At 60.8% G+C, this 26,935-nt stretch carries 20 protein-coding genes; 14 read left to right on the top strand and 6 right to left on the bottom strand.

The window, feature by feature from the left end; all coding sequences use genetic code 11:
* Positions 1–127 precede the first annotated feature (127 nt).
* From HBN98_RS20160 to HBN98_RS20215, 12 genes are all read left to right on the top strand, one after another.
* Positions 128–805, top strand: a complete 678-nt coding sequence (locus tag HBN98_RS20160) for a type 1 glutamine amidotransferase domain-containing protein (protein WP_083369113.1) — start codon at positions 128–130, stop codon at positions 803–805.
* 102 nt (positions 806–907) lie between these two features.
* On the top strand, positions 908–2,032 hold the full coding sequence (locus HBN98_RS20165) for an alkene reductase (protein ID WP_083369112.1): 1,125 nt from the start codon (positions 908–910) through the stop codon (positions 2,030–2,032).
* A 241-nt stretch (positions 2,033–2,273) separates the two neighbouring features.
* Entirely contained in the window at positions 2,274–2,831 is a 558-nt protein-coding gene (gene folE / locus HBN98_RS20170) for a GTP cyclohydrolase I FolE (protein ID WP_064587546.1), read from the top strand.
* An 81-nt stretch (positions 2,832–2,912) separates the two neighbouring features.
* Complete coding sequence (locus HBN98_RS20175; protein WP_064587547.1) at positions 2,913–3,455, top strand: DUF3833 domain-containing protein; 543 nt, start codon at positions 2,913–2,915, stop codon at positions 3,453–3,455.
* Complete coding sequence (locus HBN98_RS20180) at positions 3,452–4,162, top strand: SDR family oxidoreductase (RefSeq protein WP_083369111.1); 711 nt, start codon at positions 3,452–3,454, stop codon at positions 4,160–4,162. The genes HBN98_RS20175 and HBN98_RS20180 overlap by 4 nt, the downstream gene beginning before the upstream one ends.
* Positions 4,163–4,176: 14 nt before the next feature.
* Positions 4,177–4,482, top strand: coding sequence for a DUF6482 family protein (locus tag HBN98_RS20185; RefSeq protein WP_064587549.1), 306 nt, complete (start codon positions 4,177–4,179; stop codon positions 4,480–4,482).
* A 25-nt stretch (positions 4,483–4,507) separates the two neighbouring features.
* Entirely contained in the window at positions 4,508–6,046 is a 1,539-nt protein-coding gene (locus HBN98_RS20190) for a cryptochrome/photolyase family protein (RefSeq protein ID WP_083369110.1), read from the top strand.
* 285 nt (positions 6,047–6,331) lie between these two features.
* A complete protein-coding gene (locus HBN98_RS20195; protein ID WP_229755012.1) occupies positions 6,332–9,178 on the top strand; it encodes a PAS domain-containing hybrid sensor histidine kinase/response regulator in 2,847 nt (948 codons plus the stop codon).
* A 55-nt stretch (positions 9,179–9,233) separates the two neighbouring features.
* On the top strand, positions 9,234–9,698 hold the full coding sequence (gene tspO, locus HBN98_RS20200; protein ID WP_169844069.1) for a tryptophan-rich sensory protein TspO: 465 nt from the start codon (positions 9,234–9,236) through the stop codon (positions 9,696–9,698).
* Between the two features lie 188 nt (positions 9,699–9,886).
* Positions 9,887–12,292: a glucose/quinate/shikimate family membrane-bound PQQ-dependent dehydrogenase gene (locus HBN98_RS20205; protein ID WP_083369108.1), complete on the top strand. Its 2,406-nt coding sequence runs from the start codon at positions 9,887–9,889 to the stop codon at positions 12,290–12,292.
* A 104-nt stretch (positions 12,293–12,396) separates the two neighbouring features.
* A complete protein-coding gene (locus HBN98_RS20210; protein WP_083369107.1) occupies positions 12,397–13,686 on the top strand; it encodes a carbohydrate porin in 1,290 nt (429 codons plus the stop codon).
* A gap of 290 nt (positions 13,687–13,976) precedes the next feature.
* Positions 13,977–14,879 (top strand): bestrophin family protein, encoded by a 903-nt coding sequence (locus tag HBN98_RS20215; RefSeq protein ID WP_083369106.1) that lies wholly within the window; start codon positions 13,977–13,979, stop codon positions 14,877–14,879.
* Between the two features lie 50 nt (positions 14,880–14,929).
* Here HBN98_RS20215 and HBN98_RS20220 read toward each other — a convergent pair whose 3' ends face one another.
* Complete coding sequence (locus HBN98_RS20220) at positions 14,930–15,169, bottom strand: hypothetical protein (protein ID WP_064587554.1); 240 nt, start codon at positions 15,167–15,169, stop codon at positions 14,930–14,932.
* A 350-nt stretch (positions 15,170–15,519) separates the two neighbouring features.
* Here HBN98_RS20220 and HBN98_RS20225 point away from each other — a divergent pair, with 350 nt between their 5' ends.
* The gene (locus tag HBN98_RS20225; RefSeq protein WP_064587555.1) at positions 15,520–17,277 is read left to right on the top strand and encodes a sensor domain-containing diguanylate cyclase; all 1,758 of its coding nucleotides are present in this window, start codon (positions 15,520–15,522) and stop codon (positions 17,275–17,277) included.
* Between the two features lie 55 nt (positions 17,278–17,332).
* Here the strand turns inward: HBN98_RS20225 and HBN98_RS20230 are convergent, their stop codons facing one another.
* Together HBN98_RS20230 and HBN98_RS20235 are read right to left on the bottom strand one after the other, a co-directional pair.
* On the bottom strand, positions 17,333–17,797 hold the full coding sequence (locus HBN98_RS20230; protein ID WP_083369105.1) for a DUF3429 domain-containing protein: 465 nt from the start codon (positions 17,795–17,797) through the stop codon (positions 17,333–17,335).
* 190 nt (positions 17,798–17,987) lie between these two features.
* A complete protein-coding gene (locus HBN98_RS20235) occupies positions 17,988–19,847 on the bottom strand; it encodes an ABC transporter ATP-binding protein (protein WP_064587557.1) in 1,860 nt (619 codons plus the stop codon).
* Positions 19,848–20,082: 235 nt separating this feature from the next.
* Between HBN98_RS20235 and HBN98_RS20240 the strand changes: the two genes are divergently transcribed.
* A complete protein-coding gene (locus HBN98_RS20240) occupies positions 20,083–23,322 on the top strand; it encodes an AAA domain-containing protein (protein ID WP_083369104.1) in 3,240 nt (1,079 codons plus the stop codon).
* 83 nt (positions 23,323–23,405) lie between these two features.
* Here HBN98_RS20240 and HBN98_RS20245 read toward each other — a convergent pair whose 3' ends face one another.
* The 3 genes from HBN98_RS20245 to HBN98_RS20255 are packed head-to-tail and all read right to left on the bottom strand — an operon-like array spanning position 23,406 to position 26,933.
* Positions 23,406–25,016 (bottom strand): gamma-glutamyltransferase family protein, encoded by a 1,611-nt coding sequence (locus HBN98_RS20245; protein ID WP_083369103.1) that lies wholly within the window; start codon positions 25,014–25,016, stop codon positions 23,406–23,408.
* A 25-nt stretch (positions 25,017–25,041) separates the two neighbouring features.
* The gene (locus HBN98_RS20250) at positions 25,042–26,133 is read right to left on the bottom strand and encodes a polyamine ABC transporter substrate-binding protein (RefSeq protein WP_083369102.1); all 1,092 of its coding nucleotides are present in this window, start codon (positions 26,131–26,133) and stop codon (positions 25,042–25,044) included.
* 20 nt (positions 26,134–26,153) lie between these two features.
* The gene (locus tag HBN98_RS20255; protein ID WP_083369101.1) at positions 26,154–26,933 is read right to left on the bottom strand and encodes an amino acid ABC transporter ATP-binding protein; all 780 of its coding nucleotides are present in this window, start codon (positions 26,931–26,933) and stop codon (positions 26,154–26,156) included.
* Positions 26,934–26,935: the final 2 nt, after the last annotated feature.

Consider the following 26,935-nt stretch of genomic DNA (forward strand, 5'->3'; position numbering starts at 1 on the left):
CCGGAAACACGGTCGTAAAAATTTACTAGACGACCGGTCTAATTGGAATCTATGCTGTGCCCCGTCAATCCTTCCAGGGTGTCGAAGACCCACACGTCACTGACACCAGACCAACCCAGGGTGCGCTATGAAAATCTTGATGGTTCTGACTTCCCACGATCAACTCGGCAACACCGGCAAAAAAACCGGCTTCTGGCTCGAGGAGTTTGCGGCCCCCTACTACGCCTTCAAGGACGCCGGCGCAGACATCACGCTGGTGTCCCCGGCTGGCGGCCAGCCACCGCTCGATCCAAAGAGTGATGAGCCCGATGCCCAAACCGCCGAAACCGATCGCTTTCGCAAAGACCCTGCCGCGCAACAGGCACTGGCCAACACCGGGTTGTTGGCGGATGTCCGCGCTGACGATTTCGACGCCGTGTTTTATCCGGGCGGCCATGGCCCGCTGTGGGATCTGGCCGAGGACAAACACTCGATCGCCTTGATCGAAGCGTTCGACCGCAGCCACAAGCCGCACGGTTTTGTCTGCCATGCGCCGGGCGTACTGCGTCATGTCACCGCGGCCGATGGCAAGCCGTTGATCCAGGGGCGCGAGGTGACCGGTTTCACTAACGCTGAAGAAGCGGCCGTCGGCCTGACGGATATCGTGCCGTTCTTGATCGAAGACGAATTCCAACGTCTCGGTGGGCGCTACTCCAAAGTGGCCGACTGGCAGGTTCACGTGGTCGCCGATGGTCAACTGGTGACCGGGCAAAACCCGGCCAGCTCGGCGGCCGTCGCCGAAAAACTGCTGAAAATGCTCGCCTGACTCGTTAACGAATCAAGCCCTCAGACACCGTGCGCGTCCTGCACGGTGTTTTTTTATCTCGAAACTAGTCGACTGGTCTAATAACACCAGAACAGGAATTACATGAAAAACAGCCCTTTCTTCACCCCCGTCAATGTGGGCCTGCACACCCTGAAGAACCGCATCGTCCTGCCTCCCCTCACCCGCCAACGCAGCACCCAACCGGGCAACATTGCCAACGCCTTGATGGCCGAGTATTACCAGCAGCGCGCCGGCGCCGGTCTGCTGGTGACTGAAGGCACGCAGATCGAGCCGCGCGGTCAGGGATACGCCTGGACACCGGGCATTCACAGCCCTGAACAGATTGCCGGATGGCGCCTGGTCACCGACGCCGTGCATGCCAAGGACGGAGTAATTTTCGCTCAGTTGTGGCACGTCGGTCGTGTGTCGCACACCGCCCTGCAACCCGAGGGGGCGGCGCCGGTGTCGGCCTCGGCGATCGCTACCGACCGGGTCAGCGTCTTTATCGAAACCGCGCCGGGTGCCGGCGAGCTGGTTACGCCGTCCGCCCCGCGTGCGTTGAGCACCGATGAAGTCCAGGAACTGGTTCAGCTCTATATCCAGGCAGCGCGCAACGCGATGGACGCCGGTTTTGACGGCATCGAACTGCACTGTGCCAATGGTTATCTGGTGAACCAGTTCATTTCGGCTCACAGCAACGTGCGCACTGACCCATACGGCGGTTCGTTGCACAACCGGCTGCGGTTTCTGCGTGAAGTGGTGGCGGGCGTCGCCGAGTGCATCGGCAAGGAAAAAGTCGGCGTGCGGTTCGCGCCGCTGTTCACCACCACCGATGAGGCGCGAACTTACCTCGGTCTGGTCGAGGAAGATCCGCACACCACCTACATCGAAGCGATCAAGGTGCTGGAGGCCGTGGGAATTGCCTATCTGTCCATCGCCGAAGCCGATTGGGACGACGCACCCGAGATGCCACTAACCTTCCGCCGCGCCGTGCGCGACACCTTCAGCGGCGCGATCATTTATGCCGGCCGTTACGACGCCGAAACCGGTGCGCAGTTACTCGAATCGGGGCTGGCCGATCTGGTCGCGTTCGGTCGTCCGTTCATGGCCAATCCGGACCTGCCGGCGCGCATCGCCAGTGACTGGCCGCTCAACCCCCTGAACCCGGCCACGGTCTACGGCGGCAACGCTGAAGGCTATGTGGACTACCCGACCTACAGCGAATAATTCCGCGAATTCACACAGCGCTCCCACCTTCGCGGGAGCGCGCCCTCTGCTTCGCGTCTCCCGAGCAACCTCACGCGCTGCGATGTGAGGTTGTCGCCTCTGCATAAAAAAGATTGCCGATTCATTGTCAGGTGATTTTTTTCAGCCTATCTTGAATAAAACCTATACAAAGCACTTCATTGCGTACAACTCTTTCGCTATGGATTGGCCCTTACGCATAGCACCGTTGCGAGAAACCTGAATGAACCCACTACTAGCGAACCACTACCGTGAAATTCTCGTCGGTGTCGGCGAGAACCCCGAGCGTGAAGGTCTGTTGGACACGCCCAAGCGTGCCGCCAAAGCCATGCAGTATCTGTGCAACGGCTACTCCATGAGCCTGGAAGATGTCACCAACGGCGCACTGTTCGAATCGCAGAGCGATGAAATGGTCATCGTCAGCGACATCGAGCTTTATTCCCTGTGTGAGCATCACATGCTGCCCTTCATCGGCAAGGCGCATGTGGCGTACATCCCCACCGGCAGGGTGCTGGGGCTGTCCAAGGTGGCGCGCGTGGTGGACATGTTCGCCCGTCGCCTGCAGATCCAGGAAAACCTAACCCGGCAGATTGCCGACGCGATCCAGCAGATCACCGATGCCGCCGGCGTGGCCGTGGTCATCGAAGCCCGGCACATGTGCATGATGATGCGTGGCGTAGCGAAGCAGAATTCGGTCATGACGTCTTCCGTCATGCTCGGTGCGTTCCGCGACAGCTCGACCACGCGCCAGGAGTTTCTGCAGCTCATCGGGCGGCGATAAACCTGTACAGAGCCTGCCCACTGTACAAGCCAATAATTCGAAATTTCACCCTCATCAGCTGCGCACTCAGGGAGTAAGGCAATGACCCGATTTCTGCTTTTACTGGCACTGGCACTCAGCGTGGCGAGTTGCGGCAGCGTAGATGTCGCCCGTTACGCGGACCAGCAACCGGCGTTGAATCTGGAGCAGTTTTTCAGCCAGCCCGTCAAAGCCTGGGGGATGTTTCAGAAGCGCAGCGGTGAGGTGGCCAAGCGTTTCGAGGTCAACATCGTCAGCCGGCGTGAGGGCAACAACCTGATACTCGACGAGCGCTTCCTGTACAGCGACGGCACCCGCCAACGCCGCGTCTGGACCCTGACACCCGAGGGCCAGGGCCGCTGGAGTGGTCGCGCCGGCGATGTGGTGGGTGTCGCCCAAGGCCAGGTCGCGGGCAACACCTTGCACTGGCGTTATCGCCTGAACCTGCCGGTCGACGACTCGACCTATGAAATGAGCATGGACGACTGGATGTATTTGATGGACGAGGACACCTTGATCAACCGCACCAGCATGTCCAAGTTCGGTGTCGAGGTTGGTCAGGTGACGTTGTTCTTCCGGCGCCAGGGCGCTGGAGCCCACCCATGAACCGCGCGCCGACCATGGCCTCGCTCGACGACGGTTATCGCGCTTTGGTGATCGGTGCCAGCGGTGCCCTGGGCATGGCGTTTTGCGAATGGCTCAAACACGATCCGCGTTGTGCCGGCGTTCGCGAACTGGGCCGCAACACGGTTCCCGAGCTGGACCTTGAGCACCCCGCAACGATTGCCAACGCCGCCACCGAACTGGCGGCCGAAGCACCCTATCAATTGATCATCCATGCCGCAGGCCTGCTTCATCGCGACCGGATCAAACCGGAAAAAAGCTACAGCGCGATCGAAGCAGAGGCACTGCAAGCCGTGTTTCAAGTGAACACACTGGGGCCGGCATTGGTGTTGCGGCACTTTCTGCCGCTGCTCGATCCCCAAGGGGCGATGGCGATGCTGTCGGCAAAGGTCGGGAGTATTGGCGACAACCGTTTGGGCGGCTGGTACGCCTATCGCGCCTCCAAAGCGGCGCTGAACATGCTGATCAAGACCGCCGCCATCGAACTGGCGCGCACTCGCCCGCACAGCCGCTTGCTCAGTCTGCATCCGGGCACGGTTGTGTCAGCACTGTCGCAACCGTTTCGCGGGGCCACCAGCGCCCGCCCGGCGGACGTTGCCGCTGACCAGTTACTGAGCTTGATTGACCAGTTGACGCCGGCCGATAGCGGCCAATTCTTCGCCTACGATGGAGAACGCCTGCCCTGGTAGGCAAGGAGTGAAGCATGAACCTGCAAACCCTCACCGAACGTGCGGCCAACAGCGAAATACGCGAGCTGGAATTACTGTCGCTCGAAGGTGGTTTTTACCTGGCCCGCATCCGTCTGGACCATGGCCAGTTCACCTTGCTCGACGATGCGGCCAAGCCGATGCATCTGCGTTCGATCACCCACCTGCGTGACTTGCTGCAGACCGTGCCGGCCTTTCCCTGTGTGCTGGTGCAGCAATGCGTTCATGACGAAATGTGCGGCCGGGATACCGGCCCCGTCGAGGAGCTGCGCATTCCATTTTCGTTGACCACGCCTTTATGAATCGGACGACGCTGAGCTTTATTGAATGAACGTAACCCGCCGGTTGTGCCTGGTGCTGGGCGACCAGTTGTCCTTTGACCTGGCTTCATTACAGACCCTCGATGTCGAGCACGACACGGTGTTGCTGGTCGAAGTGATGGAAGAGGCCAGCCATGTGCCCCACCATCCGCAAAAGATCGCGCTGATCTTCAGTGCCATGCGCCATTTCGCTCAGGCACTGCGGGACCAGGGCGTTCGTGTTGAATACGTCACCCTGAATGACCCGCACAACAGCGGTTCGGTGCCGGGTGAGTTACAGCGCTGGAAAACCCTGCTGCAAGCCCGGGAAGTACACGTCACCGAATGCGGGGACTGGCGGCTGGAGCAGTCGATGAAGGACTGCGGCTTGCCGATCCATTGGCACACCGATACGCGATTTCTGTGCAGTCGTGCTGAATTCGTCGCCTGGGCAGAAGGCAAAAAACAGCTGCGTATGGAGTTCTTCTACCGCGAGATGCGCCGCAAGAGCCGCTTGTTGCTCAATGGCGATGGCTCGCCGGTGGGCGGCGCGTGGAATTTCGATGCCGAGAATCGCAAGGCGCTGCCCAAAGGCGTGAAAGCCCCCTACCCGGCCCGCTTCAGCAATGACGCTATCACCCTCGAGGTGCTGGCACTGGTCAAGGCGCGCTTCAGTGATCATTACGGCGCACTCGACGACTTCAACTATCCGGTCACTCACGCCGATGCGCAGGCGTTGTGGGCGTACTTTCTGGATTATGGCCTGGCAGGTTTTGGCGATTACCAGGATGCGATGGCCAGTGATGAGCCGTTTCTGTTTCATGCGCGCATCAGCGCCGCGCTCAACATCGGCCTGCTGGATTTGCGCCAGTTGTGCAGCGACGTGGAGTCGGCATATTGGTCCGGAAGCGTCGCGCTGAATGCCGCCGAAGGCTTCATCCGGCAACTGATTGGCTGGCGTGAATACGTGCGCGGCGTGTATTGGCTGAAAATGCCGGATTACGCACTGGGCAACGCCTTCGGCAACACCCGGGCGCTGCCTGAGTTCTACTGGACCGGCGATACGCAGATGAACTGCATGCGCCAGGCCATCGGGCAAAGTCTGCATCACGCCTACGCGCATCACATTCAGCGGCTGATGGTCACCGGCAATTTTGCCTTGCTCGCCGGCATCGCGCCGAGCCAGATCTGCGAGTGGTATCTGGCGATCTACATGGACGCCTTCGACTGGGTCGAACTGCCCAACACCCTGGGCATGGTCATGCATGCCGATGGCGGTTATCTCGGTTCCAAACCCTATTGCGCCAGTGGTCAATACATCAATCGCATGTCCGATTACTGCCGCGGCTGTGCCTACAAGGTGAGCGAAAGCACGGCGGACAATGCGTGTCCGTTCAATGCGTTGTACTGGCATTTCCTGATGCGCCACGGTGACGTGCTGCGCGGTAATCAGCGCATGGCCATGATGTACAAGAACCTCGATCGCATGCCGCAGCCGAAGCAGCAAGCGCTGTGGCAACGCGGGCAGGCGCTGTTGGCTCGCCTGGATAACGGCGAGTCGATCTGAAAACGATCATTTTCCTGCAGCGACCTTGCCTGGACGGTGAAACTTAACGACAACGTGGCCGGTCAACGGATGAATGGCGATCGAACAATCCAGCAGCGCGATCGTGACGCCCCCCGTCGGGCATGCCCGCTCTATGCAGCCAGCCCCTAAAAATTCAACAAAGCAGGTGAGATGGACACCCTCAAACACCTTAGTCGCGACGCGCTCGAGTCCGAGGTACGGAGATTGCGCGCCGCGCTGGAAAACACTCAGGTCGACTCGCGGAACGTCGACATTGAGCAAGACATGGCGGCACAACTGCGCGCCAGTCGAGTCGCGCTCGCCCGCAGTGAGGCGCGTCAGCGTGCGGTTTTTGAATGTGCGGTGGATTTTGCGATGGTCGTCACTGACCCCGCCGGACGCATTACCGAGTGGAACAGCGGCGCGACCAATGTGCTGGGCTGGACGGCTGAAGAAGTTCGCGGCCAGAGCGCAGCCTGCTTCTTCACGCCAGAGGATCGCGCCGCCGGCCGCGTCGAACAGGAAATGCAGCGCGCCCTCGTCGAAGGCCGGGCGCACGATGAGCGTTGGCACCTGCGCAAGGGCGGCGAGCCATTCTGGGCGTCCGGGGAGCTGATGCCGCTCTACGATGAAGACCAGACTCATCTGGGATTCGTCAAAATCCTGCGCGATCGCACCCAGGAACATTTGTTCGGGCGCGCCATGATCGACACCCAGGAACGCTATCGACTGGCCGTCAAGGCGACCAGCGATGCGGTGTGGGACTGGGACCTGCAAACCAACCAGATCATCTGGAACGAGGCGCTGCAGCAGGCTTACGGTTTTGCCCTGGACCACGTTGATGCCAGCGGCGACTGGCGGCTGACGCGGATTCATCCGCAGGATCAGGCGCGGGTGCAGGCATCGATTCGTGCCGCCATCGACGGCGACGGCACGACGTGGAGCGCGGAATACCGCTTCTGTCGTGAGGACGGTTCCTATGCCGAGGTGCTCGATCGCGGCCACTTGATCCGCAACCCCGCAGGCAAGGCCGAACGGATGATCGGCGCGATGCTCGACATGACCCGCTCGCGCAGTGCCGAAACCGCGCTGCGCCGCAGTGAAGAACGTTTCAGCACCATTCTGGAAACCATCGAGTCGGCGTTTGCCATCGTCAAAGTCAAATTCGATGCCGACGACAAGCCCGTCGACTATTACTTCGTCGAGGCCAACCCGGCGTTCGAACACCAGTGCGGGGTCAACCTGCGCGGTAAATGGGTAACCGAGTTCGCGCCCAATCTGGAAAGCTTCTGGTTCGAAACCTACGGCCACGTGGCCAAGACCGGCGAACCGGCCAACTTCGAGAGTTACGCCAACACCTTTGAACGCTGGTTCGACGTGCGCGCGGTGCGAGTCGGCGATCCGGCCGACCGGCAGATTGCAATCCTGTTCAACGACGTCACCGAGCGGCGCGACGCCGAGGAACGCTTGCGCGCCAGCGAGGCCATCGCAAGGGAGAACGTCGAGCGCGTGCAACTGGCCCTCGCGGCCGGTGCGATTATCGGCACCTGGCACTGGGACCTGATCACCGATCGCTTTGCCGTGGACGAGGCGTTTGCGCGGGTCTTCGATCTTGCGCCGGCGCTGGGCCGCGAAGGCCTCAGCCTCGAACAAGTGATCACCACCGTGCACCCCGACGACCGCGACGGCCTGACCCGCGCGATCAACGAAGCCATTGGCCGCGGCGGCGCTTACTCGCACCAGTATCGTGTGCGCCGGGCGGACGGCAACTATCAGTGGATCGAAGCCAACGGCCGCGTGGAATGCGCGGACAACGGTGCGCCGCTACGTTTTCCCGGCGTGCTGATCGACGTCGAAGAGCGGCGCAATGTCGAGGCCGAGCGCGACCGTGCCATCGCTGCGCTGCGGGCGCTCAACGACACCCTTGAACAACGGGTGTCATCGCGCACCGCGGAGCTGATGCAAGCCGAGGAAAAACTGCGCCAGTCGCAGAAAATGGAAGCGGTCGGCCAACTGACAGGGGGCCTCGCCCATGACTTCAACAACCTGTTGGCGGGCATTTCCGGCGCGCTGGAATTGATGGGCGCGCGGATCACTCAGGGCCGCCTGGGCGAAGTCGACAAATACATGGTCACCGCCCAGGGCGCAGTCAAACGCGCCGCCGCCCTCACCCACCGCCTGCTGGCGTTCTCCAGGCGGCAGACCCTCGATCCACGGCCAACCGACGTCAACCTGCTGATGACTGGCATGACCGAACTGATCCAGCGCACGGTGGGCCCGAGCATCCTTCTGGAAACGATTGGCTCGCCGGTGCTCTGGCCAACGCTGGTCGATGCCAGTCAGCTGGAAAACGCCTTGCTCAATCTGTGCATCAATGCCCGCGATGCAATGCCTGACGGCGGACGCATCACCATCGAAACGGCCAATCGCACGATGGACGCCGAAACCGCCCGCGCCATGGACATGCCCGAGGGGCAGTATCTGTGCCTGTGTGTGACCGATACCGGCACCGGCATGTCGGCCGAAGTCATCGCCAAGGCCTTCGACCCGTTCTTCACCACCAAACCGCTGGGCCAGGGCACGGGGCTGGGGCTGTCGATGATCTATGGGTTCGCCAAACAGTCCGGGGGCCAGGTCCGTGTGCATTCGCAGGTCGGCCAGGGCACCACGATGTGCATCTACCTGCCGCGTTACCTGGGCGAGCCGGCGCAAAGCCAGGATGATAAGGACACTGCACCGGCAGCAGTGCCCAAGGCCGGCGAAACCATTTTGGTGGTCGACGACGAACCGACGGTGCGCGCGTTGCTGACCGAAGTGCTCGGCGATCTTGGCTACAACGTGATCGAGGCTGCCGACAGCGTGGTCGGGCTGAAGGTGTTGCGATCCGACGCGCAGATCGACTTGCTGATCACTGACGTCGGCTTGCCGGGCGGCATGAACGGCCGGCAACTGGCCGATGCCGGCCGGGAGATCCGCCCGAACCTGACGACCCTGTTTATTACCGGGTATGCAGAAAACGCCGTGATTGGCGCCGGTCAGCTCGGCCCCGGGATGCAGGTGCTGACCAAGCCCTTTGCGGTCGACACGTTGGTGGCGCGGGTCAGTGACCTGATGTCGGTACGCGCCGAATGAACAGCCGTTGCGACGCTACAATCCAAGCAGACTGGCTGCGGCCAAGGAGTGATAAATGGTGACCTTTGTGATTTTCCTGATTGCCTGCGGTGCGGCGGCAACCACCGGCGTGATATTCAAACCCGGACCCTGGTACGAAGCGCTGAACAAGCCCAAATTCACCCCGCCCAACTGGGTGTTCCCCGTGGCCTGGACGACGATCTACCTGCTGCTGGCCTGGGTCGGCTACCGCTTGACCCTGATCGCTGGCGCTGAGCAGGTGCTCGCCTTGTGGGCGGCGCAGATTGCCTTGAATACGCTGTGGACGCCGGTGTTCTTCGGCGCGCAACGGATATTCGCGGCGATGGTGATTCTTGTGCTGCTGTGGCTGGTCGTCGCCGCGATGGTGGTCCTGGCCTTGCGCCTGGATGTGATCACCGGGTTGCTGCTGTTTCCTTATCTGGCCTGGCTGTGTGTGGCTGCGGCGTTGAATTTTTCGATTCTGCGCAACAACCGGAGCGATGACCGACAGCTGTCATAACTCGCAATTTTCCTGACAAAAAGCCTGTTTTGCAGGCATTGGAAAAATCCTGCCAGCCCGTTGAAAGCGCAAGTCCCCGCTCAGGGCGGGGATTTCGCAATGAACAACAGTTCATTACTGAATTAGTGATTTAACTAGGTAGTTACCTATCTATATAATGCACGTCTCAACTCAACGGGACATTCAACGTGAAGCAGAGTCAACGCCTCTCAGGCATATCAAAATTCATTCTGGTCGGATTGGGCGTGATCATCGCCCTCCTCGGCTTGGCACTTGCTGCTGGCGGCGTGAAATTGGTCAGCCTGGGAGGCTCCTGGTACTTCCTGGTGGGTGGACTGGTGATGGCGGTTTCCGGTCTGCTGATCGCTCGCTACAAAACTTCCGGCGCCTGGTTGTTCGCCGCGTTCCTGGTGGGCACGGCGATCTGGGCGGTGAGCGATGCCGGGCTGGTGTTCTGGCCGGTGTTCTCGCGCCTGTTCATGTTCAGCGCCGTGGGCCTGGCGGTGACGCTGGTCTACCCGCTGCTCAAGCGTGCCAACGGTGGCGTGCCCGGTCGCGGCGCCTACGGCGTTGCCGCTGTGCTGGCTGTGGGGCTGGCCGTGGCTGCGGGCAACATGTTCGTGGCGCACCCGACTGTCGCCGCTACCGGCACGGGCCCGGGCCTGACCCCGGTTGAGCCAGAGAAGGCGCAGAAAGACTGGGCGCACTACGGCAACACCGAAGGCGGCAGCCGCTTCGCTGCGCTGGACCAGATCAACCGCAACAACGTCGATAAGCTGCAAGTGGCGTGGACTTACCATACCGGTGACGTCGCCGAGAGCGATGGCAACGGTGCTGAAGACCAGCTCACCCCGCTGCAGATCGGCAACAAGGTGTTCATCTGCACGCCGCACAACAACCTGATCGCGCTGGATGCCGACACCGGCAAAGAGCTGTGGAAGAACGCGATCAACGCCAAGTCGAAAGTCTGGCAGCGCTGCCGTGGCATGGCGTATTTCGATGCGACCAAAACCATCGCGCAGCCAAGCAACTCGAGCATCATCGAAGCCAAGCCTGCGCCGGCCGCCAACTGCGAGCGCCGCTTGCTGACCAACACCATTGATGCACGCCTGATCGCGGTCGATGCCGATACCGGCGAGTTCTGCCAGGGTTTCGGCAACAACGGCCAGGTTGACCTGAAGGCCGGTCTGGGTGACGTGCCGGACAGCTACTACCAGCTCTCCTCCGCTCCGCTGATGGCCGGCACCACCGTGGTGGTTGGCGGTCGCGTGGCCGACAACGTGCAGACCGACATGCCGGGCGGCGTGATCCGTGGTTTTGACGTGATCACCGGTGCCATGCGCTGGGCCTTCGACCCGGGCAACCCGCAGGATAAAAAGGCTCCGGCCGACGGTAGCACCTATGTACGCAGCACGCCGAACAGCTGGGCGCCGATGTCCTACGACCCGGCGACCAACACCGTGTTCCTGCCGATGGGCAGTTCGTCCACCGACATCTACGGTGTCGAGCGCAGCAAACTCGATCACACCTACGGCGCCTCGATTCTCGCGCTGGACGCCACCACTGGCGATGAGCGCTGGGTGTTCCAGACCGTGCACAACGACCTGTGGGACTTCGACCTGCCGATGCAGCCGAGCCTGATCGACTTCGACAAGGACGGCAAATCCGTTCCAGCGCTGGTCATCGGCACCAAGGCCGGGCAGATCTATGTCCTGGATCGTGCTACCGGCAAGCCGCTGACCGATGTCAAAGAAGTCCCGGTCAAAGCCGCGAACATCCCGAACGAACCTTACTCGCCAACCCAGCCAAAATCGGTGGGCATGCCGCAGATCGGCGCGCAGCACCTGACTGAATCCGACATGTGGGGCGCAACCCCGTACGACCAGTTGCTGTGCCGGATCGATTTCAAATCGATGCGTTACGACGGCCTGTACACCGCACCAGGTACCGACAAATCGCTGAGCTTCCCGGGTTCGCTGGGCGGCATGAACTGGGGCAGCATCTCCACCGACCCGGTCCACGGTTTCATCTTCGTCAACGACATGCGCCTGGGTCTGTGGATTCAGATGATCCCGTCGCAGAACAAGGCTCAGGCCTCGTCCGGTGGCGAAGCGCTGAACACCGGCATGGGCGCGGTCCCGCTCAAGGGCACGCCGTATGCGGTGAACAAGAACCGCTTCCTGTCGGTCGCCGGCATTCCTTGCCAGGCCCCGCCGTTCGGCACCCTGACCGCCATCGACATGAAGACCCAGAAAGTCGCCTGGCAGGTGCCGGTCGGCACCGTTGAAGACACCGGGCCCCTGGGCATCCGCATGCACCTGCCGATCAAGATCGGTCTGCCAACCCTCGGCGGCACCCTGTCGACACAAGGTGGCTTGATCTTCATCGCCGGCACCCAGGACTTCTACCTGCGCGCCTTCAACAGCGGCAATGGCGAAGAAGTGTGGAAAGCGCGTCTGCCCGTCGGCAGTCAGGGCGGGCCGATGACCTACGTTTCGCCGAAAACCGGCAAACAGTACGTCGTCGTCACCGCCGGTGGTGCACGCCAGTCGACCGATCGCGGCGACTACGTGATGGCCTACGCCTTGCCGTAAGCCGCGGTGCCCGTTTGAACAACGGGCACGTCCCTTTGAGCGCGGCACCTGAGGGTGCCGCGCCGCTTTCCGATATCGCTAAAGATTTGCGCAGGAAGATCTCCATGTTTCGTTTTACTCAATCCGCCTGGGTCAACGGTGTGCTGTTGGGCCTGACCTGCAGCGCCGCCCTGCCCGCCCTTGCCGACACCGACGCGAACCTGTTCACCCGCAATACCCTGACCGGCGACTGGGGTGGCCTGCGGCACCAGATGGACGAAGACGGCGTCAAGTTTACCGGCGACTACACTGGCGAAACCGCCTACAACGCTGACGGCGGCCTGCACCGTTCGGCCCGTTACTCGCAGAACATCAAGCTTGGCGTGCAATTCGACCTGAGCAAGTTGTCTGGCGTCGACAACGCCGGCAAGGTGCAACTGACCATCAACGACCGCCGCGGCAACAGCGCCTCCGAAGATCTGGTCGGCAACCGTCTGCCGATTCAGGAAAACTACGGTGGCCTCTACACCCGCCTGACCGAACTCAGCTACGAGCGCAGCCTGTTCACCCCGGCGCTCAACGTGAAGCTCGGTTACATGGCCATGGGCAACGACCTCGGCGGCCTCGACAGCGGCATTCTCTGCAACTTCATGAACGCCGGTTTCTGCGGCCATCCGCTGAACATGTCCGGCGGCAGCGGCTGGACCAATTACCCCAACGCGCACTTGGGCGTGCGCGTGAAGTACGACCTGTCGCCGTCCTGGCAACTGCGCGTGGCGGCGTTCAACGTCGATCCCGAGAGCAACGGCAACTCCAGCCGCGCCTGGCATCTGGGGCCGAAACACACCACTGGCACCGTGGTGCCGATTGAGCTGGTGTACAAGCACGCGGGTGAATTGCCCGGCGAGTACAAGGTCGGCTACTACTACGACAGCTCCGACGTGAAACGCATCGGCAGCGATAAAGAAGTGTCCGGCCGTGGCGGTCATTACCTGCTGATCGATCAAGCCGTATGGCGCTCGCCGTCGTCCGAGGGCCGCAGTCTGCACGCTTTCGGCCAGTACTCGGCGGCCAGCGAAGCCGCTTCGCCGTTCAGCAAGTGGTACGGCACCGGTCTGGTGCTGTACAAACCGTTCGAGGGGCGCCCGCGTGACACCGTTGCGCTGGGCTACGGTCGCGCCGTGCCGAACCCGCGCAGCCGCGATCTACAGCAGGACGCCGCACTGGCCAACGGTACGCCGTTGCCGAATCTGGACAGTGGCGAGCAGTTGATCGAACTCGGCTACGGCTACCAGGCCACCCCGTGGCTGACGCTGCGCCCCAACATGCAATACATCATCGAGCCGGGGGCGTTTTCCGGGCAGGACATCGACAACGCGCTGGTGTTTGGCTTGCAGGTCAAAGCTTCGCTTTGAGCCGACTGGCAGGTCCGCAGACGATAAAAAAACCGGCGCAAATGCCTAATGCTGTTCACCTAAGCCCGACACTGTGACTGTGACTGTGACTGTGACTGTGACTGTGGCGAGGGAGCTTGCTCCCGCTGGACTGCGTAGCAGTCCCTCTTTTGGGGCCGCTTCGCGACCCAGCGGGACTTATCGTCTGCAAATTGTCGTAACCAAGAGTCTCACTGAACAGCGAACCTTTACCCCCAAATCATCGTCCGAGCTAAGGCGTTAACGCTTACCGCTCGCTGCGAGGTTTCCGTTTGAAAGCTGCCATCGTCAAAAAATACCGTCTGATCATCAAGACCATGGGCTATGTCGGCTGGTCGCTGTTCTGGCTGTTGCTCTGGGACATCGCCGTCACCGTCGACTTCATGTTGTTCCTCAACGCCAAGATCAACCTGCCGTTGATGCCCCTGACATTGCTGGGTTCGGCGCTCGTGGTGCTGATCAGTTTCCGCAACAGCAGCGCCTACAACCGTTGGTGGGAAGCGCGAACGCTGTGGGGCATGATGATCAACAACTCCCGCAGCTTCGCCCGCCAGGTGCTGACGCTGCTGGATGACCCCGATAGCGAGGTGAATCCGCTGAAGGCGACGCTGTTGCGCCGCCATGTGGCCTACGTCAATTGCCTCGCGGCGCATCTGCAAGGCCAGCCATGCCCGGAGGAAGTCCGCGCATTCATCCCGGCAGATGAGTTCGCCCGCAGCGGCACTACCAACAACTTTGCCAACGACATCCTCACCGGTTCCGCGTCCTTGCTGGCCCGGGAATACAAGGCCGGGCGCCTGGACAGCATTCGTCTGGCGCGGCTGGAATCGACGATGGTCGAGCTGTCCAACAGTCAGGGCGGCATGGAGCGCATTGCCAACACCCCGCTGCCCTACCCTTACGTGTATTTCCCGCGCCTGTTTATCTCGCTGTTCTGCCTGATCGTGCCGGTGGGGCTGGTGGAATCACTGGGTTGGTTCACCCCGCTCGCCTCGACGGTGGTGGGCTTCATGCTGCTGGCGATCGAACGCATCGGCACCGACCTGCAAAGCCCGTTTCGCCATAGCGAGCATCAGATCCAGATGGAAGCCCTGTGCGAAACCATCGAAAAAAACCTGCAGTCGATGCAACGTGATTCGTTGGGGGAAGTGCGCAGGGTTAAAGAAACGGCTTGAAAACAAGCTTAGGGGAAGCTAGGGCGTAGAGCCCTAGCGAGTTGCAGCGATCACTTTTTCTTTTTCGCCGGCTTGTCTGCCTTTTTGGAATCCTTGGCCTTTTCCGGCTTGCTATCGGCTTTCTTCGCAGACTTCTTCGGTTCGGCGTCTTTCTTCTTGTCTTTCTTGTCGGAAGACTTTGAAAGCGCCGAGGCCGCCGCAGACTTCTTGGCCGGTGACGACTTTTTGTCTTTCAAGTCCTTGCTGGCTTTCGAAGCGTCATCTTTGCTTTTCTTCTCGTCTTTAGCCACGTTTGACCACCTCTCGGAATATGCCGGTATTGGCACAGCGCCTGTGCAATTGATCACAGGTTGATCATTAGGCGTACGCGTTTGGGCGGGGTTCAGATTATTTGGCGGTGTTGACCGGTTGGGGCCTAGGGCGGAAAGCGTTGATTCTTGGCCGGCAGATGTCGGCCAATAGATGCCCGTCGCAATCGACTCGGCCCCTGATCTCCAGCAGCAGTAAGCCAGTGCGTCACTGGTGGAATCGTACGCGTGACGAAATGATGACGGCAGAAAGCTATTATTGTTAAGTTTTTCAACCCCAAGCCGATAAGCGCCAAGAGGCACAACTAGCACCCCGCAGTTGAGAAATCCGAATGTTGTCCAGCAGATCAACGTCGCCAGAAGGTTCCCGAGACGAGCGCTTCGACGGCCTGCTCCACATGGTCAGGCGACAGTTTGGTGTCGTCGCCGTCCTGCTGACGACCGGCGCCCAAGACCTCCAGCGTTTTTGCGCTGGCGCCGGCCCAATTGCGCGCGACACACTGCCAGACCTCCACATGCCGCTTCCCTCCAATGCCAATGCCCATACATTGCTGCTTGTGCCCGATATAAGCCGCGACGAACATCTGCGCAATCACCAGCTGACAAAAACGTTTCCCGCCCTGCGCTTTCTCGCCGTGTGCCCCCTACAGGCTCCAGATGGAGGGCAGCTCGGCCTGCTCTATCTGCTTCACGACCAACCCCGCGAGCTGGATTCCGAGCAACAGAAAGGTTTGCAGGAGTTCGCTCAATTGGCGGCAGGGGCGCTTCTGCTAAAGGAGTCGGATCGAGCAGAGTTTGAGCTTCCGAGCGAAAGCGAGCGACGTAAGACGCTGGCCATCGCCACCAGCGGGACTGGTGTCTGGGACCGCAACATGCTCACAGGCAAAGTCAACTATTCCGATAGTTGGAAGGCCATGCTGGGGTACACCAACAACGAGGTCGGCGACGACGTCGCGGAGGCATACACCCGCATCCATCCCGCCGACTTCGCCTACGTGCTGGCTGTCTACCAGGAGGCCATCGACGGGCGCACCGAGATTTTCGAAGTGGAGCACCGACTACGCTGCCGGGACGGCAGTTACAAGTGGGTCTGCAGTCGCGGCAAGGTGGTGGAATATGACGGCGCCGGCAACCCCGTGCGCATGGTCGGAGCCACCACCGACGTCACTGCCATGTACGCCCTGTCGGAACAGATACAGCTGAACGCCGCGCTGCTGACCGACCTGACCAACGAAATCCCCGGCATGGTTTTCCAGAGTCTGCAGCGGTTGCATGGACAGTACAGCTTTTCCTTCGTCAGCATCGGGGCCCGCGACATTTACGGAGTGACGCCGGAGCAACTGATGCAGGATGCCGACATGCTGCACCTGATCATCCACCCGGACGATCTGCCTGCCTACCTCGGCTCCCTGGAGGCGTCTGCGAGGGATCTCAATCCCTGGAGCCTGGAATACCGGGTACTGCTGCCCGGTGGGGGTGCCGCCTGGCGTCAGGGTGCTGCCCGTCCAAGGGCATTGGCGGACGGCAGCGTGCTCTGGCACGGCATCATCACCGATGTCACCGAGCGCAAGCTAATCGAAGCCGAGCTGCATGTGCTCGCCAGCACGGATTCCCTGACGCAACTCTCCAATCGTCGCCATTTCATGCAGCACCTCGAAAGCGAGTTGGCGCGGGTACAGCGCTCTGCCAGCTATCCCGCGGTAATCCTGATGTTCGACCTTGACCACTTCAAAGCCATTAATGATCGCTGGGGCCATTCGGTAGGTGATCTCGCGCTGCAGCACTTCTCGGCCATTCTCCGCACACAGCTGCGCAGAACCGATGCCGCCGGTCGCATGGGCGGCGAAGAGTTCGCCGTGGTGTTGAGCAATGCTTGCGTCGACGAAGCCAAAATCTTCGCTCAACGAGTCCAGGATGAGCTGGCCAGTGCGCCGTTAGACCACGGAGACGAACGCTTGACACTGGCGGTCAGCGTAGGTATCGCCGCCCTCCATTCAACCGATGTCAGCGCGGAGGCCAGCCTCTCACGCAGCGACAAGGCGCTCTATTGCGCAAAGCGCGCCGGGCGCAACCGCATCGAGTGTTATTGAGCGCGCTGCGAGGCCGTATATCGCAAAGTCACAGGCGCCTTGATGTGGCGCGGTTTCACGAATAAATGACTACAGCAATTGCGCCAATAAGCAGGCAAACGCTCGCCACAGCCGTCAGGCGCAATCGCATCGGCAGGTACCAGGCGTGCAGGCTTACAGCCTGAACCAACCGCCGGTCCTGCCAGAAGTGCACGACAAATCCGACGATCAACAGCAAGCAACCCACAGGCACCGGCAATAACGTGCTGAGCCAGGCGATAAGCGCCGGGATGACGCTCCATATCAGCCGGTCGCGGCGCAGTTCGTCGCTCATGTTTTGCACTGACATGCCAAAGCCCCAGTGCAAGGCGCCGACGAAGCTCAGGATGACCGCGCCATAGTTGACCAGCGCCACCGCCCAAAACGGTCGATGTTCCAGAGACGTGAGGATGAGCAGCGCGAGGCCAATAAACGGTAATAAACCGCCGTAGCCCAGCAGGAAGATATACCTTGGCGGCGAGAGCGAGGACGACACGTTCATTTCAATTGCTTCCAGTGCCCGATATACAAGACTGTAGACCCAAAAGCTCCGACCTGATGCCAACGCCTTTCACCTGAAAACCGTTCAGCCCTTTGCTTGATTGACCGACCGCTTTGGCCGTTAGCAGCCAATTAAGGGTTTAGATAGGCCAGAGGCACGCAAGCTGCCCCTGACCATGCGCCCTCCCCACTCACGCCTGATCCATTGCCTCGATCACGCCCTTGTCCTCGCCCAGGAATCCACCGCTCTGATGCGCCCACAGCCGCGCATAGACGCCATTCTTCTCAAGCAATTCACTATGGGTGCCCTGTTCGATGATGCGGCCATCGTCCATGACGATCAGCCGATCCATCGCGGCAATCGTCGACAACCGGTGGGCGATCGCGATCACGGTCTTGCCCTGCATCATTTCATCAAGGCTTTCCTGAATCGCCACTTCGACTTCCGAGTCCAGCGCACTGGTGGCTTCGTCCAGCAGCAGGATCGGCGCGTTCTTCAGCATCACGCGGGCAATCGCCACACGCTGGCGCTGGCCGCCGGACAGTTTGATGCCACGCTCACCGACCAAGGTGTCGTAGCCGGTATGCCCCTGCCGATCGCTCAACTGGCTGATGAACTCATCGGCCTGGGCGTTGGCGGCGGCGCGGCGGATCTGCGCGTCGGTGGCATCGGGGCGGCCGTAAGCGATGTTGTCGCGAATCGAACGGTGCAGCAGCGAGGTGTCCTGGGTGACCATGCCGATCGCGCTGCGCAAGCTGTCCTGAGTCACGTGCGCAATGTTCTGGCCGTCGATACGAATCTCGCCGCTGTCGACATCATAGAAGCGCAACAGCAGGTTGATCAGCGTCGATTTGCCGGCGCCGGAGCGCCCCACCAGACCGATTTTTTCCCCCGGGCGGATGTTCAGGCTCAGGCCATCGAGCACCTGGCGTTCGCCGCCGTAGTTGAAACTCACCTTGTCGAAGGTCACCGCGCCACCCGACGTGACCAGCACGCCGGCATCCGGCGCGTCCTGCACCTTGGTGCCCTGGGTCAGTGTCGCCATGCCATCCTGGACGGTGCCGATGCTTTCGAACAGCGAGGTCATCTGCCACATGATCCAGTTCGACATGCCATTGATCCGCAACGCCATGGCGGTGATCGCCGCCACCGCACCGGCGCCGACATCGCCCTGGTGCCACAGCCACAGGGCATAGCCCCCGGCGGACATGATCAACGCCACGACCAGCGCCTGATTGACGATTTCGAACAGGCTGACCAGGCGCATCTGGCGGAACCCGGTCAGCTTGAAATCTTCCATCGCCGCCCGCGCAAAGTGCGCCTCACGGTTGGAGTGCGAGAACAGTTTCACGGTGGTGATGTTGGTGTACGCGTCGGCGATGCGCCCGGTCATCATCGACCGCGCATTGGCCTGTTCCTGCCCGACTTTGCCCAGGCGCGGCACGAAGTACCACATGGCCAGACCGAACAACACGACCCAGGCCAGGAACGGCAACATCAGCTTCAGCGCAAAGCCGCCGGCCAGGGCGATGATCGCAATGAAATACACGCCGATCCCCGGCAAGATCTCGATCATCGTGAACAGCACATCGCGCACTGCCAGCGCCGTCTGCATCACCTTGGTAGTGACGCGGCCGGAGAACTCGTCGGAGAAAAACGAAAGGCTTTGCCGCAGCATCAACCGGTGGAAATCCCAGCGCAGGCGCAGCGGCAAGTTAATTGCCAAAATCTGGTGCTGGACCATGGTGCGCAACGCGACCAGCCCGACACTGAATACCATGACGATGCCCATGCCCCACAACACGCGGCTTTCTTGCACAGCCGCTTCGCCGCCAGCCTGCCACGTCGAAAGCAGGTCCACGACCTGACCGAGGAACGAAAACAGCCACGCCTCGTAAATCGACACGGCGGCGCTGAGCAGCGCCAGCGCCAGGATGTAGCCGCGTGCACCCCGGGTGCAGGCCCAGAGGAATTTAGCCAGGCCGTTGGGCGGCGGCGGCACCTCGTCAGGCGGGAAAGGGTCGAGTCTTCGTTCAAACACACGAAGCATGGTGTTCTCCAAAACAGTCAAGTCAGGGAGATTCTGCCATCGAATGGAGGCTGGGAGGTGTTTGTGAAAAAGTGTGTGTTCGTCGTTGGCGCAATTGCTTCAGAATTGCGAGGCAAGGACGTGGCGGGTCAATGCCGATAACCCCACGGTCATCAACCGAGGATCCAGCGACGGGTCATGCCTGATATCCTTGCCTCAAAGGAATTCAGGCCCAGCGCTTTCAAGGACGTAGTAAATGAACTCGCAAAATATCGTGCGTTACTGGCACGCTGTCGAACTGCTGCAACCCCAGGCGGTCCCCAAGCTGAAAAAGCGTGATGGCGACTACCAGCCCTTTTATCAGGACATTCCCACCTCGGCGCAAAGCCTGCCGTGGATGCCAGCCAATCCATTGAGCCGGCAACCCCTGCCGAACAAACGCGTATGGAGTCACACGCTCTACGCACACCTCTACAACAACCTGGATGTGTCTCGCCGGTTGGCAGAGCTGTACGGTGCAGACCAAGGCTACAAGGAACCACAGAAACGGATTTCCGCCCTGTACGCGCTGAAGTTCAACGACCAGGGCATGATGCTGGTCGACAGCCTGGTGTTGTCCAGCGAAGCATGGTTCGTCGGCTGCGCGATCAATAACAGGGACTGGACACACGGCTTCGAGGAAACCCAGGATTCCCTTCGTGAACAGTCCAGAAGCCTGCTAGGGGGTGTGGTTCAGGCTGCCGATCTGGCTTGCCTGACTGACTCCATCCGCAAAACCCTGGGACTCGAAGAGTTTTTCGGCGACGTGCCGCGCGGGAATCGCTTTCGCTCGGCGCCCATCAACCCGAACAAGCCAGAACAGGAAGACGACCCACTCAACAGCTTCCTGCTCAGCGATCTGGCCGCCATGGCTGAAGCCCTTTCTCGTGGTGAAACGAGCGCGCCATTGGCCCACTATCTTAGCCATCATGACTCGACTCAGCGCCTGCATCTGGACAAGCCCGGTGCCGATCTGGCGCTGATCGATCGTCTTGCGCCTTCGCGCTACGCCGCCGGTTGCTGGCCTGCCGAAAAACATCTGGGCCTGGTGCACTCGCAGCAACTGGCAGTCAACAGCCTGCTGCAAAGCCTCAGCAATACCCCCGGCATCATGGGGGTCAACGGACCACCTGGAACTGGCAAGACCACCCTGCTGCGCGACCTGATCGCTGCAGTAGTGACACAACGGGCCGACGTGCTGGCCTCACTGGGCAGAGCCTCAGAGGCGTTTATCAAGGACGGTCGTGAAACCGCCAACGACGGTGGGCGCGATCGCTACGCCTATCAACTCGACCCGCGCCTGTTCGGTTTCGAGATGGTCGTCGCATCCTCTAACAATGGCGCCGTCGAGAACGTCACGCTTGAGCTACCTCAGCAAGACAAGGTCGACCCGTCGTGGTTGCCCGACGCAGAGTACTTCAGCGATCTGGGCGAGTTGACCAGTGGCAAGCCCGCATGGGCAATGATTTCTGCGGCATTGGGTAGCAAAGCCAAACGCACGCAATTCGTCGATCGTTTTTTCTACGGCAAACTTCCGCCTGAAGCGGACAAGGCCAAAGACGAAGCCGAAACGCCTGACCCCGAAACAGTCGATATCTGGGGCCTGGATGAAGACATTTACGATAACGAGCCACCGGCTGATAGCCCCGAAGCGGACGACACTGAAGCCAAAACGCCCCCCAAAGGCATGCGCGAATGGCTGTCCGAACAAGCAGCGTTGATGAAGCCGCTTACGTCCAGTGAAAAAGTCGGCCTCTGGCGCGAGGCTGTCAAACACTATCAGGACGCCAAAGATGCAGAACAGGCTTTGCGTAGTCAGGTAGAAGATATTCTGGAACGGGTTCAGGCCGTGATCAGCGCCAAGGCCCGGGTCAAGCAGATGCAAGAGCATCTTCAGATCCGTCGCACCCAGCGCAGCGATCTCGATAAGGAACAAACGACGCTGGAAACCCTGCAGCTCGCACCTGCGCGCGAGCAACTGCAGGGCGAACTCCGGGCGCTTGAATCGCACCTGATAAAAAAACCTGGTTTTCTCGCCAACCTCTTCAGCCTGTGGGGTGCTTATCGTATCTGGGCTGCCCGCCAGCGTTTGCTTGAAGGTACACACGCCTTGGCCAAGGACGCGTTCGACAGTGTCCAACGCCAGTTGCAACGCATCGTTGGCCGACTCAACGAGTTAGATCGACAACTGGCCGCTGATGAACTGGAGATCGACGAAGCTGTGCGACATGCCGGTGTACAGCTCGACAAGGCACGCAGCGTTGCTCAGGCCGGGCAGGCAGAACATCTGTTGTTCTGGCTGGAACAGGGTCAAATCGGCAGAGGCAGCGAAATCGAATTGGCCGAGCCGTGGATCGTCGAAGGTTGGCGTCAGGCCCGGGCGAAGGTGTTCATCGAAGCACTCAAATTGCATCGCACGTTCTTTCAGATTGAAGCCTCGCGCATGGGCTACAACCTGACGTTCGTCACCAGCATGCTGACCGGTAGTCGTTATTTCGGCGTTTCCCAATCCGTGGTGCGCTCGGCATGGGCTTCGCTGTTCATGGTCGTACCGGTGCTCAGCAGTACTTTCGCCTCATTTGCCCGCTCCTTCGGCAGCCTTGGGTGTAGCGAGATCGGGTGGTTGTTGGTGGATGAGGCGGGTCAGGCCACACCACAGGCTGCCGTGGGCGCGCTCTGGCGCTCGCGCCGAGCGGTACTGGTTGGCGATCCACTGCAACTGGAACCGATCGTTACGGTTTCCGATGCGGTGCTTGAACACATGCGCACCCGTTATCAGGTCGACGCTCACTGGCTGCCGAACCGCCAGTCCGCACAGACACTTGCCGACGAGGCCACGTCCTGGGGGCGCATGGCCGGACCCAAGGATAAAAAATGCTGGGTCGGCCTGCCCTTGGTAGTTCATCGTCGCTGCGATAGACCGATGTTCGACCTGGCCAACCGCATCGCCTACGACGGCGCGATGGTCTACGGAACGATTGCGCCCTCACCTGCCAAGGAAACGCCAGCCTCTCTACTCACCGGGTGGGTGCATGCCAGTGGAAGGTCCTCTGGCAACTGGGTCGATAGTGAAGGTCAGGCACTGGACCGTTTGCTGGCCCAGCTCAAGGCCGACGGCGTACCGCTGGACAGCATTGCGGTCATTACGCCGTTTCAGGATGTGCGTAACCAGCTCAAGGATCGCCTGCACGCCAAGATGGTTCGCGGCACTATTCACACCATGCAAGGTAAAGAAGCTGCAGTGATCATTCTTGTGCTGGGCGGAAGCAGCGAAAACGATGGTGCTCGTGAATGGGCAGTGTCCAAACCCAATCTGCTGAATGTCGCTGCCACGCGGGCCAGACGCCGGCTGTATGTGATTGGTGATCGCAACGACTGGAAGCAGCGCAAACTCTTTTGTGATGTCATGGAGTTTCTGCCCAGCCATTCCGAGCTTACCGCCTGCAGTACGGTCTGACAGAAAACGTCTTGCCCCTTTGACCGTTCTTCGCACTAACGATCAGAGGGGCAATGTTCGTCCACCCCGGGCAGTCAGCCTGCTCACCACACCGCAATATGCGAATCCGCCCGCGGCTCAGTCCCCCCGCACAGCACGCCCGTCACCGGGTCACGCAGAATGATCTGCCCTCTGCCGTAATCCGTCAGGTCACTGGCGATCTGCACCTCATGCCCGCGCCGTGCCAGTGCATTGGCCAGATCGCGCGAAGCGCCCTGTTCGATGCCGACCTTCATGCCTCCGAGCCATTGCCAGCGCGGCGCGTCCAGTGCCGATTGCGGATTCAGACCGAAATCCACCAGGTTCATCACCATCTGCACATGCCCTTGCGGCTGCATGTAGCCGCCCATCACGCCGAACGGCCCAAGGGCCTGGCCGTTCTTGGTGAGAAAGCCGGGGATGATCGTATGGAAGGTCTTCTTGCCCGGGGCGAGCGCGTTGGCGTGGTCGGCGTCGAGGCTGAATTCCTGCCCGCGATTTTGCAGGGCAATGCCGCTGTCAGGCAGGACCACGCCCGAGCCGAAGCCGTGGTAATTGCTTTGAATGAACGAGACCATATTGCCCTGCCCGTCAGCCGTGGCCAGGTACACCGTGCCGCTGGCGTGAGGGTCGCCCGGTTTTGGCGGCTGGGCTTGCTCGCCGATCTGTTGCCGGCGCCGAGCGCTGTAGCCATCACTCAGCAGATCGGCCACGGCCACCCGCATGTGCAGCGGATCGGTGATGTAGTGCAGGCCATCGCTGTAGGCCAGTTTCATTGCTTCCAGTTGCCGGTGCCAGGTCTGCTGGCTGTCGCGGTGATCAAAGTCGAAGCCTTCAAGAATCTTCAGCGCCATCAGTGCGACCAGCCCCTGTCCGCTCGGCGGGATTTCCCAGACATCCACACCGCGGTAATTGACGTGGATCGGCTCCACCCATTGCGCGCGGTAATGCGCCAGATCTGTCGCCCGCAGATAGCCGCCGGTAGCCCGGGAATGCGCATCCAGGCGTTGCGCCAGCGCGCCGCGATAGAAACTCTCACAGCGGCTCGCCGCCAGCTCTTCAAGGGTGCGCGCCTGCGCCGGGTTGCGGAACAGCTCCCCTGCCTTGGGCGCGCGACCGTCAATCAGGAACGTATCGAACCAGGCCTGCAACACGTCATCGCGATGGGGAGCAAACTCATCCAGCGCGATCTGCCACTGATGGGCAACCACCGGCGACAGCGCAAAGCCGTCTCTGGCCAGACTGATCGCCGGCTGCAGCAAATCGGCGAACGGCAACACGCCAAACCGCTGCGACAGCTCGGCCCAGGCTGATGGGCAACCGGGCACCGTCACCGGCGTCCAGCCATACAGCGGCATCTGTGCATGACCGGCCGCCTTGACTGCTTCGATGCTCAGACTGGCCGGGGCATGGCCATTGGCGTTGAGACCATGCAACTGATCCTTGAACCAGACCAAAGCAAAAGCATCGCCGCCCAGGCCACAGCCCGTAGGCTCGACCACGGTCAGCGCCGCTGCCGTGGCGATGGCGGCGTCGATGGCATTGCCGCCCTTTTGCAGCATCTCGATGCCGGCCTGTGCTGCCAGCGGCTGGGACGCCGCGACCATGCCGCGACGGGCGAACACGCTTTGACGTTGCGATGGATAGGGATACTCGTGAGCAGAGAATTTCAACATGGCAAAGGCTCTTCAAAACAGGATTTCATTGGCCGGACTTGATCCGGTTCCATTCGCGGGTGATCAGGCGCTGGATGTTTTCCGGCAGATCGGCCGAGACGAAGGCATGGTTGATCACTTCGTCAGTCGGGTAGATCCCCGGATTGCCGCTGACCTTGGGGTCCATCAGGGCCGTGGCGTCCTTGTTCGGGTTGGCGTAGCCGACGTAGTCGCTGACCGGCGCAATCACCTCGGGACGTAGCAGGTAGTTGATGAAGGCATGGGCGTTGGCGACGTTGCCGGCATCCTTGGGGATCGCCAGCATGTCGAACCAGAGGTTCACGCCTTCCTTGGGAATCAGGTAGCGGATGTCGATGTTTTTCCCGGCCTCGCGCGCCCGGGTCTGGGCCTGCATCACGTCACCGGAGTAGCCGATCGCCACGCAGATATCGCCGTTCGCCAGATCCGCCGTGTACTTCGAAGAATTGAAATACGTCACCGAAGGCCGCAGAGCCATCAGCAGTTTTGACGCCTGCTTGTAGTCGTCAGGCTTGACGCTGTTGGGGTCCAGTCCGAGGTACAGCAAGGCCTGGGGAATGATCTTCACCGGTGCATCGAGAAAGGCCACACCACAGCTTTTGAGCTTGGCGAGGTTCTGCGGATCGAACACCATCGACCACGAATCCAGCACCGCGTCCTTGCCCAACACCGCGCGGACTTTTTCCTCGTTGTAGCCGATGCCGACGGTGCCCCACATATACGGCACGGCGTATTGGTTGCCCGGATCGGCGGCCTGCAAGCGCTGCATCAGACGTGGATCAAGGTGCTTCCAGTTATCGAGCAAGCCGCGTTGCAGCGGCTGATAGGCGCCGGCGCGAATCTGCTTGGACAGAAACTGGCTGGACGGCACCACCACGTCATAGCCCGAGTGCCCGGAGAGCAACTTGGCTTCGAGCATTTCATTGGTGTCGAAGATGTCGTATTGAACCTTGATCGCGCTGTCTTTCTCGAAATTCTTCAGCGTGTCGGGACCGATGTAATCGGACCAGTTGTAAACCTTCACCACCGCATCGGCAGCCTGCAGCATGGGCACCACGGCGACGCAGCACAGCGCCGCGAACAAACTCGATAAACGCATCGTCGATTTCCTTGTGAGGTTCACAGCACGCGGCTGAGAAAGGCCTGGGTACGGGGATGAGTGGGACGACTGAAAATCTGTTCCGGCGGGCCCTGTTCAATCAGTTCGCCCTGATCGAGCACTACCACCCGGTCGGCCACCTCGCGGGCAAACCCCATTTCATGGGTGACTACGACCATGGTCATGCCCTCCTCGGCCAGCTCCTTCATGACCTGCAGGACCTCGCCAACGGTTTCCGGGTCGAGGGCGCTGGTCGGTTCGTCGAACAGCATGGCCTGGGGCTTCATCGCCAGCGCCCGGGCGATCGCCACCCGTTGCTGCTGGCCACCGGAAAGCATCGAGGGGTAATGACTGGCCTTGTCTGCCAGACCGACCCGCTTGAGCAATGCTTGCGCCTGTTCCAGCGCAGCCTGGCGTGGCACGCCCAATACCTGAATCGGCGCCTCGATGATGTTTTCCAGGGCGGTCATGTGCGGGAACAGGTTGAAGCGCTGAAACACCATGCCGATGTCCCGACGCTGGCGTGCGATGTTGCGCTCGGAATCGCGCACCAGGCTGCCGTCAGCCCGGGTGCGATAACCCATGGGCCGGCCGCTGCCCCGAATCTCCCCGCCCTGAATGTCTTCGAGCAGATTGATGCAGCGGATAAACGTGGTCTTGCCCGAGCCCGAAGCACCGATCAGCACCACCACCTCGCCGCGTCGCACTTGCAGCGAGATGCCCTTGAGAATCTGCAGATCACCGAAGGACTTGTGGATGTTCAGCGCCTCGATGATCAGCTCGTCACTTTGATGCGCCATGA

This window comes from Pseudomonas koreensis, assembly GCF_012986595.1.
GTDB classification, from domain to species: Bacteria; Pseudomonadota; Gammaproteobacteria; order Pseudomonadales; family Pseudomonadaceae; genus Aquipseudomonas; species Aquipseudomonas koreensis.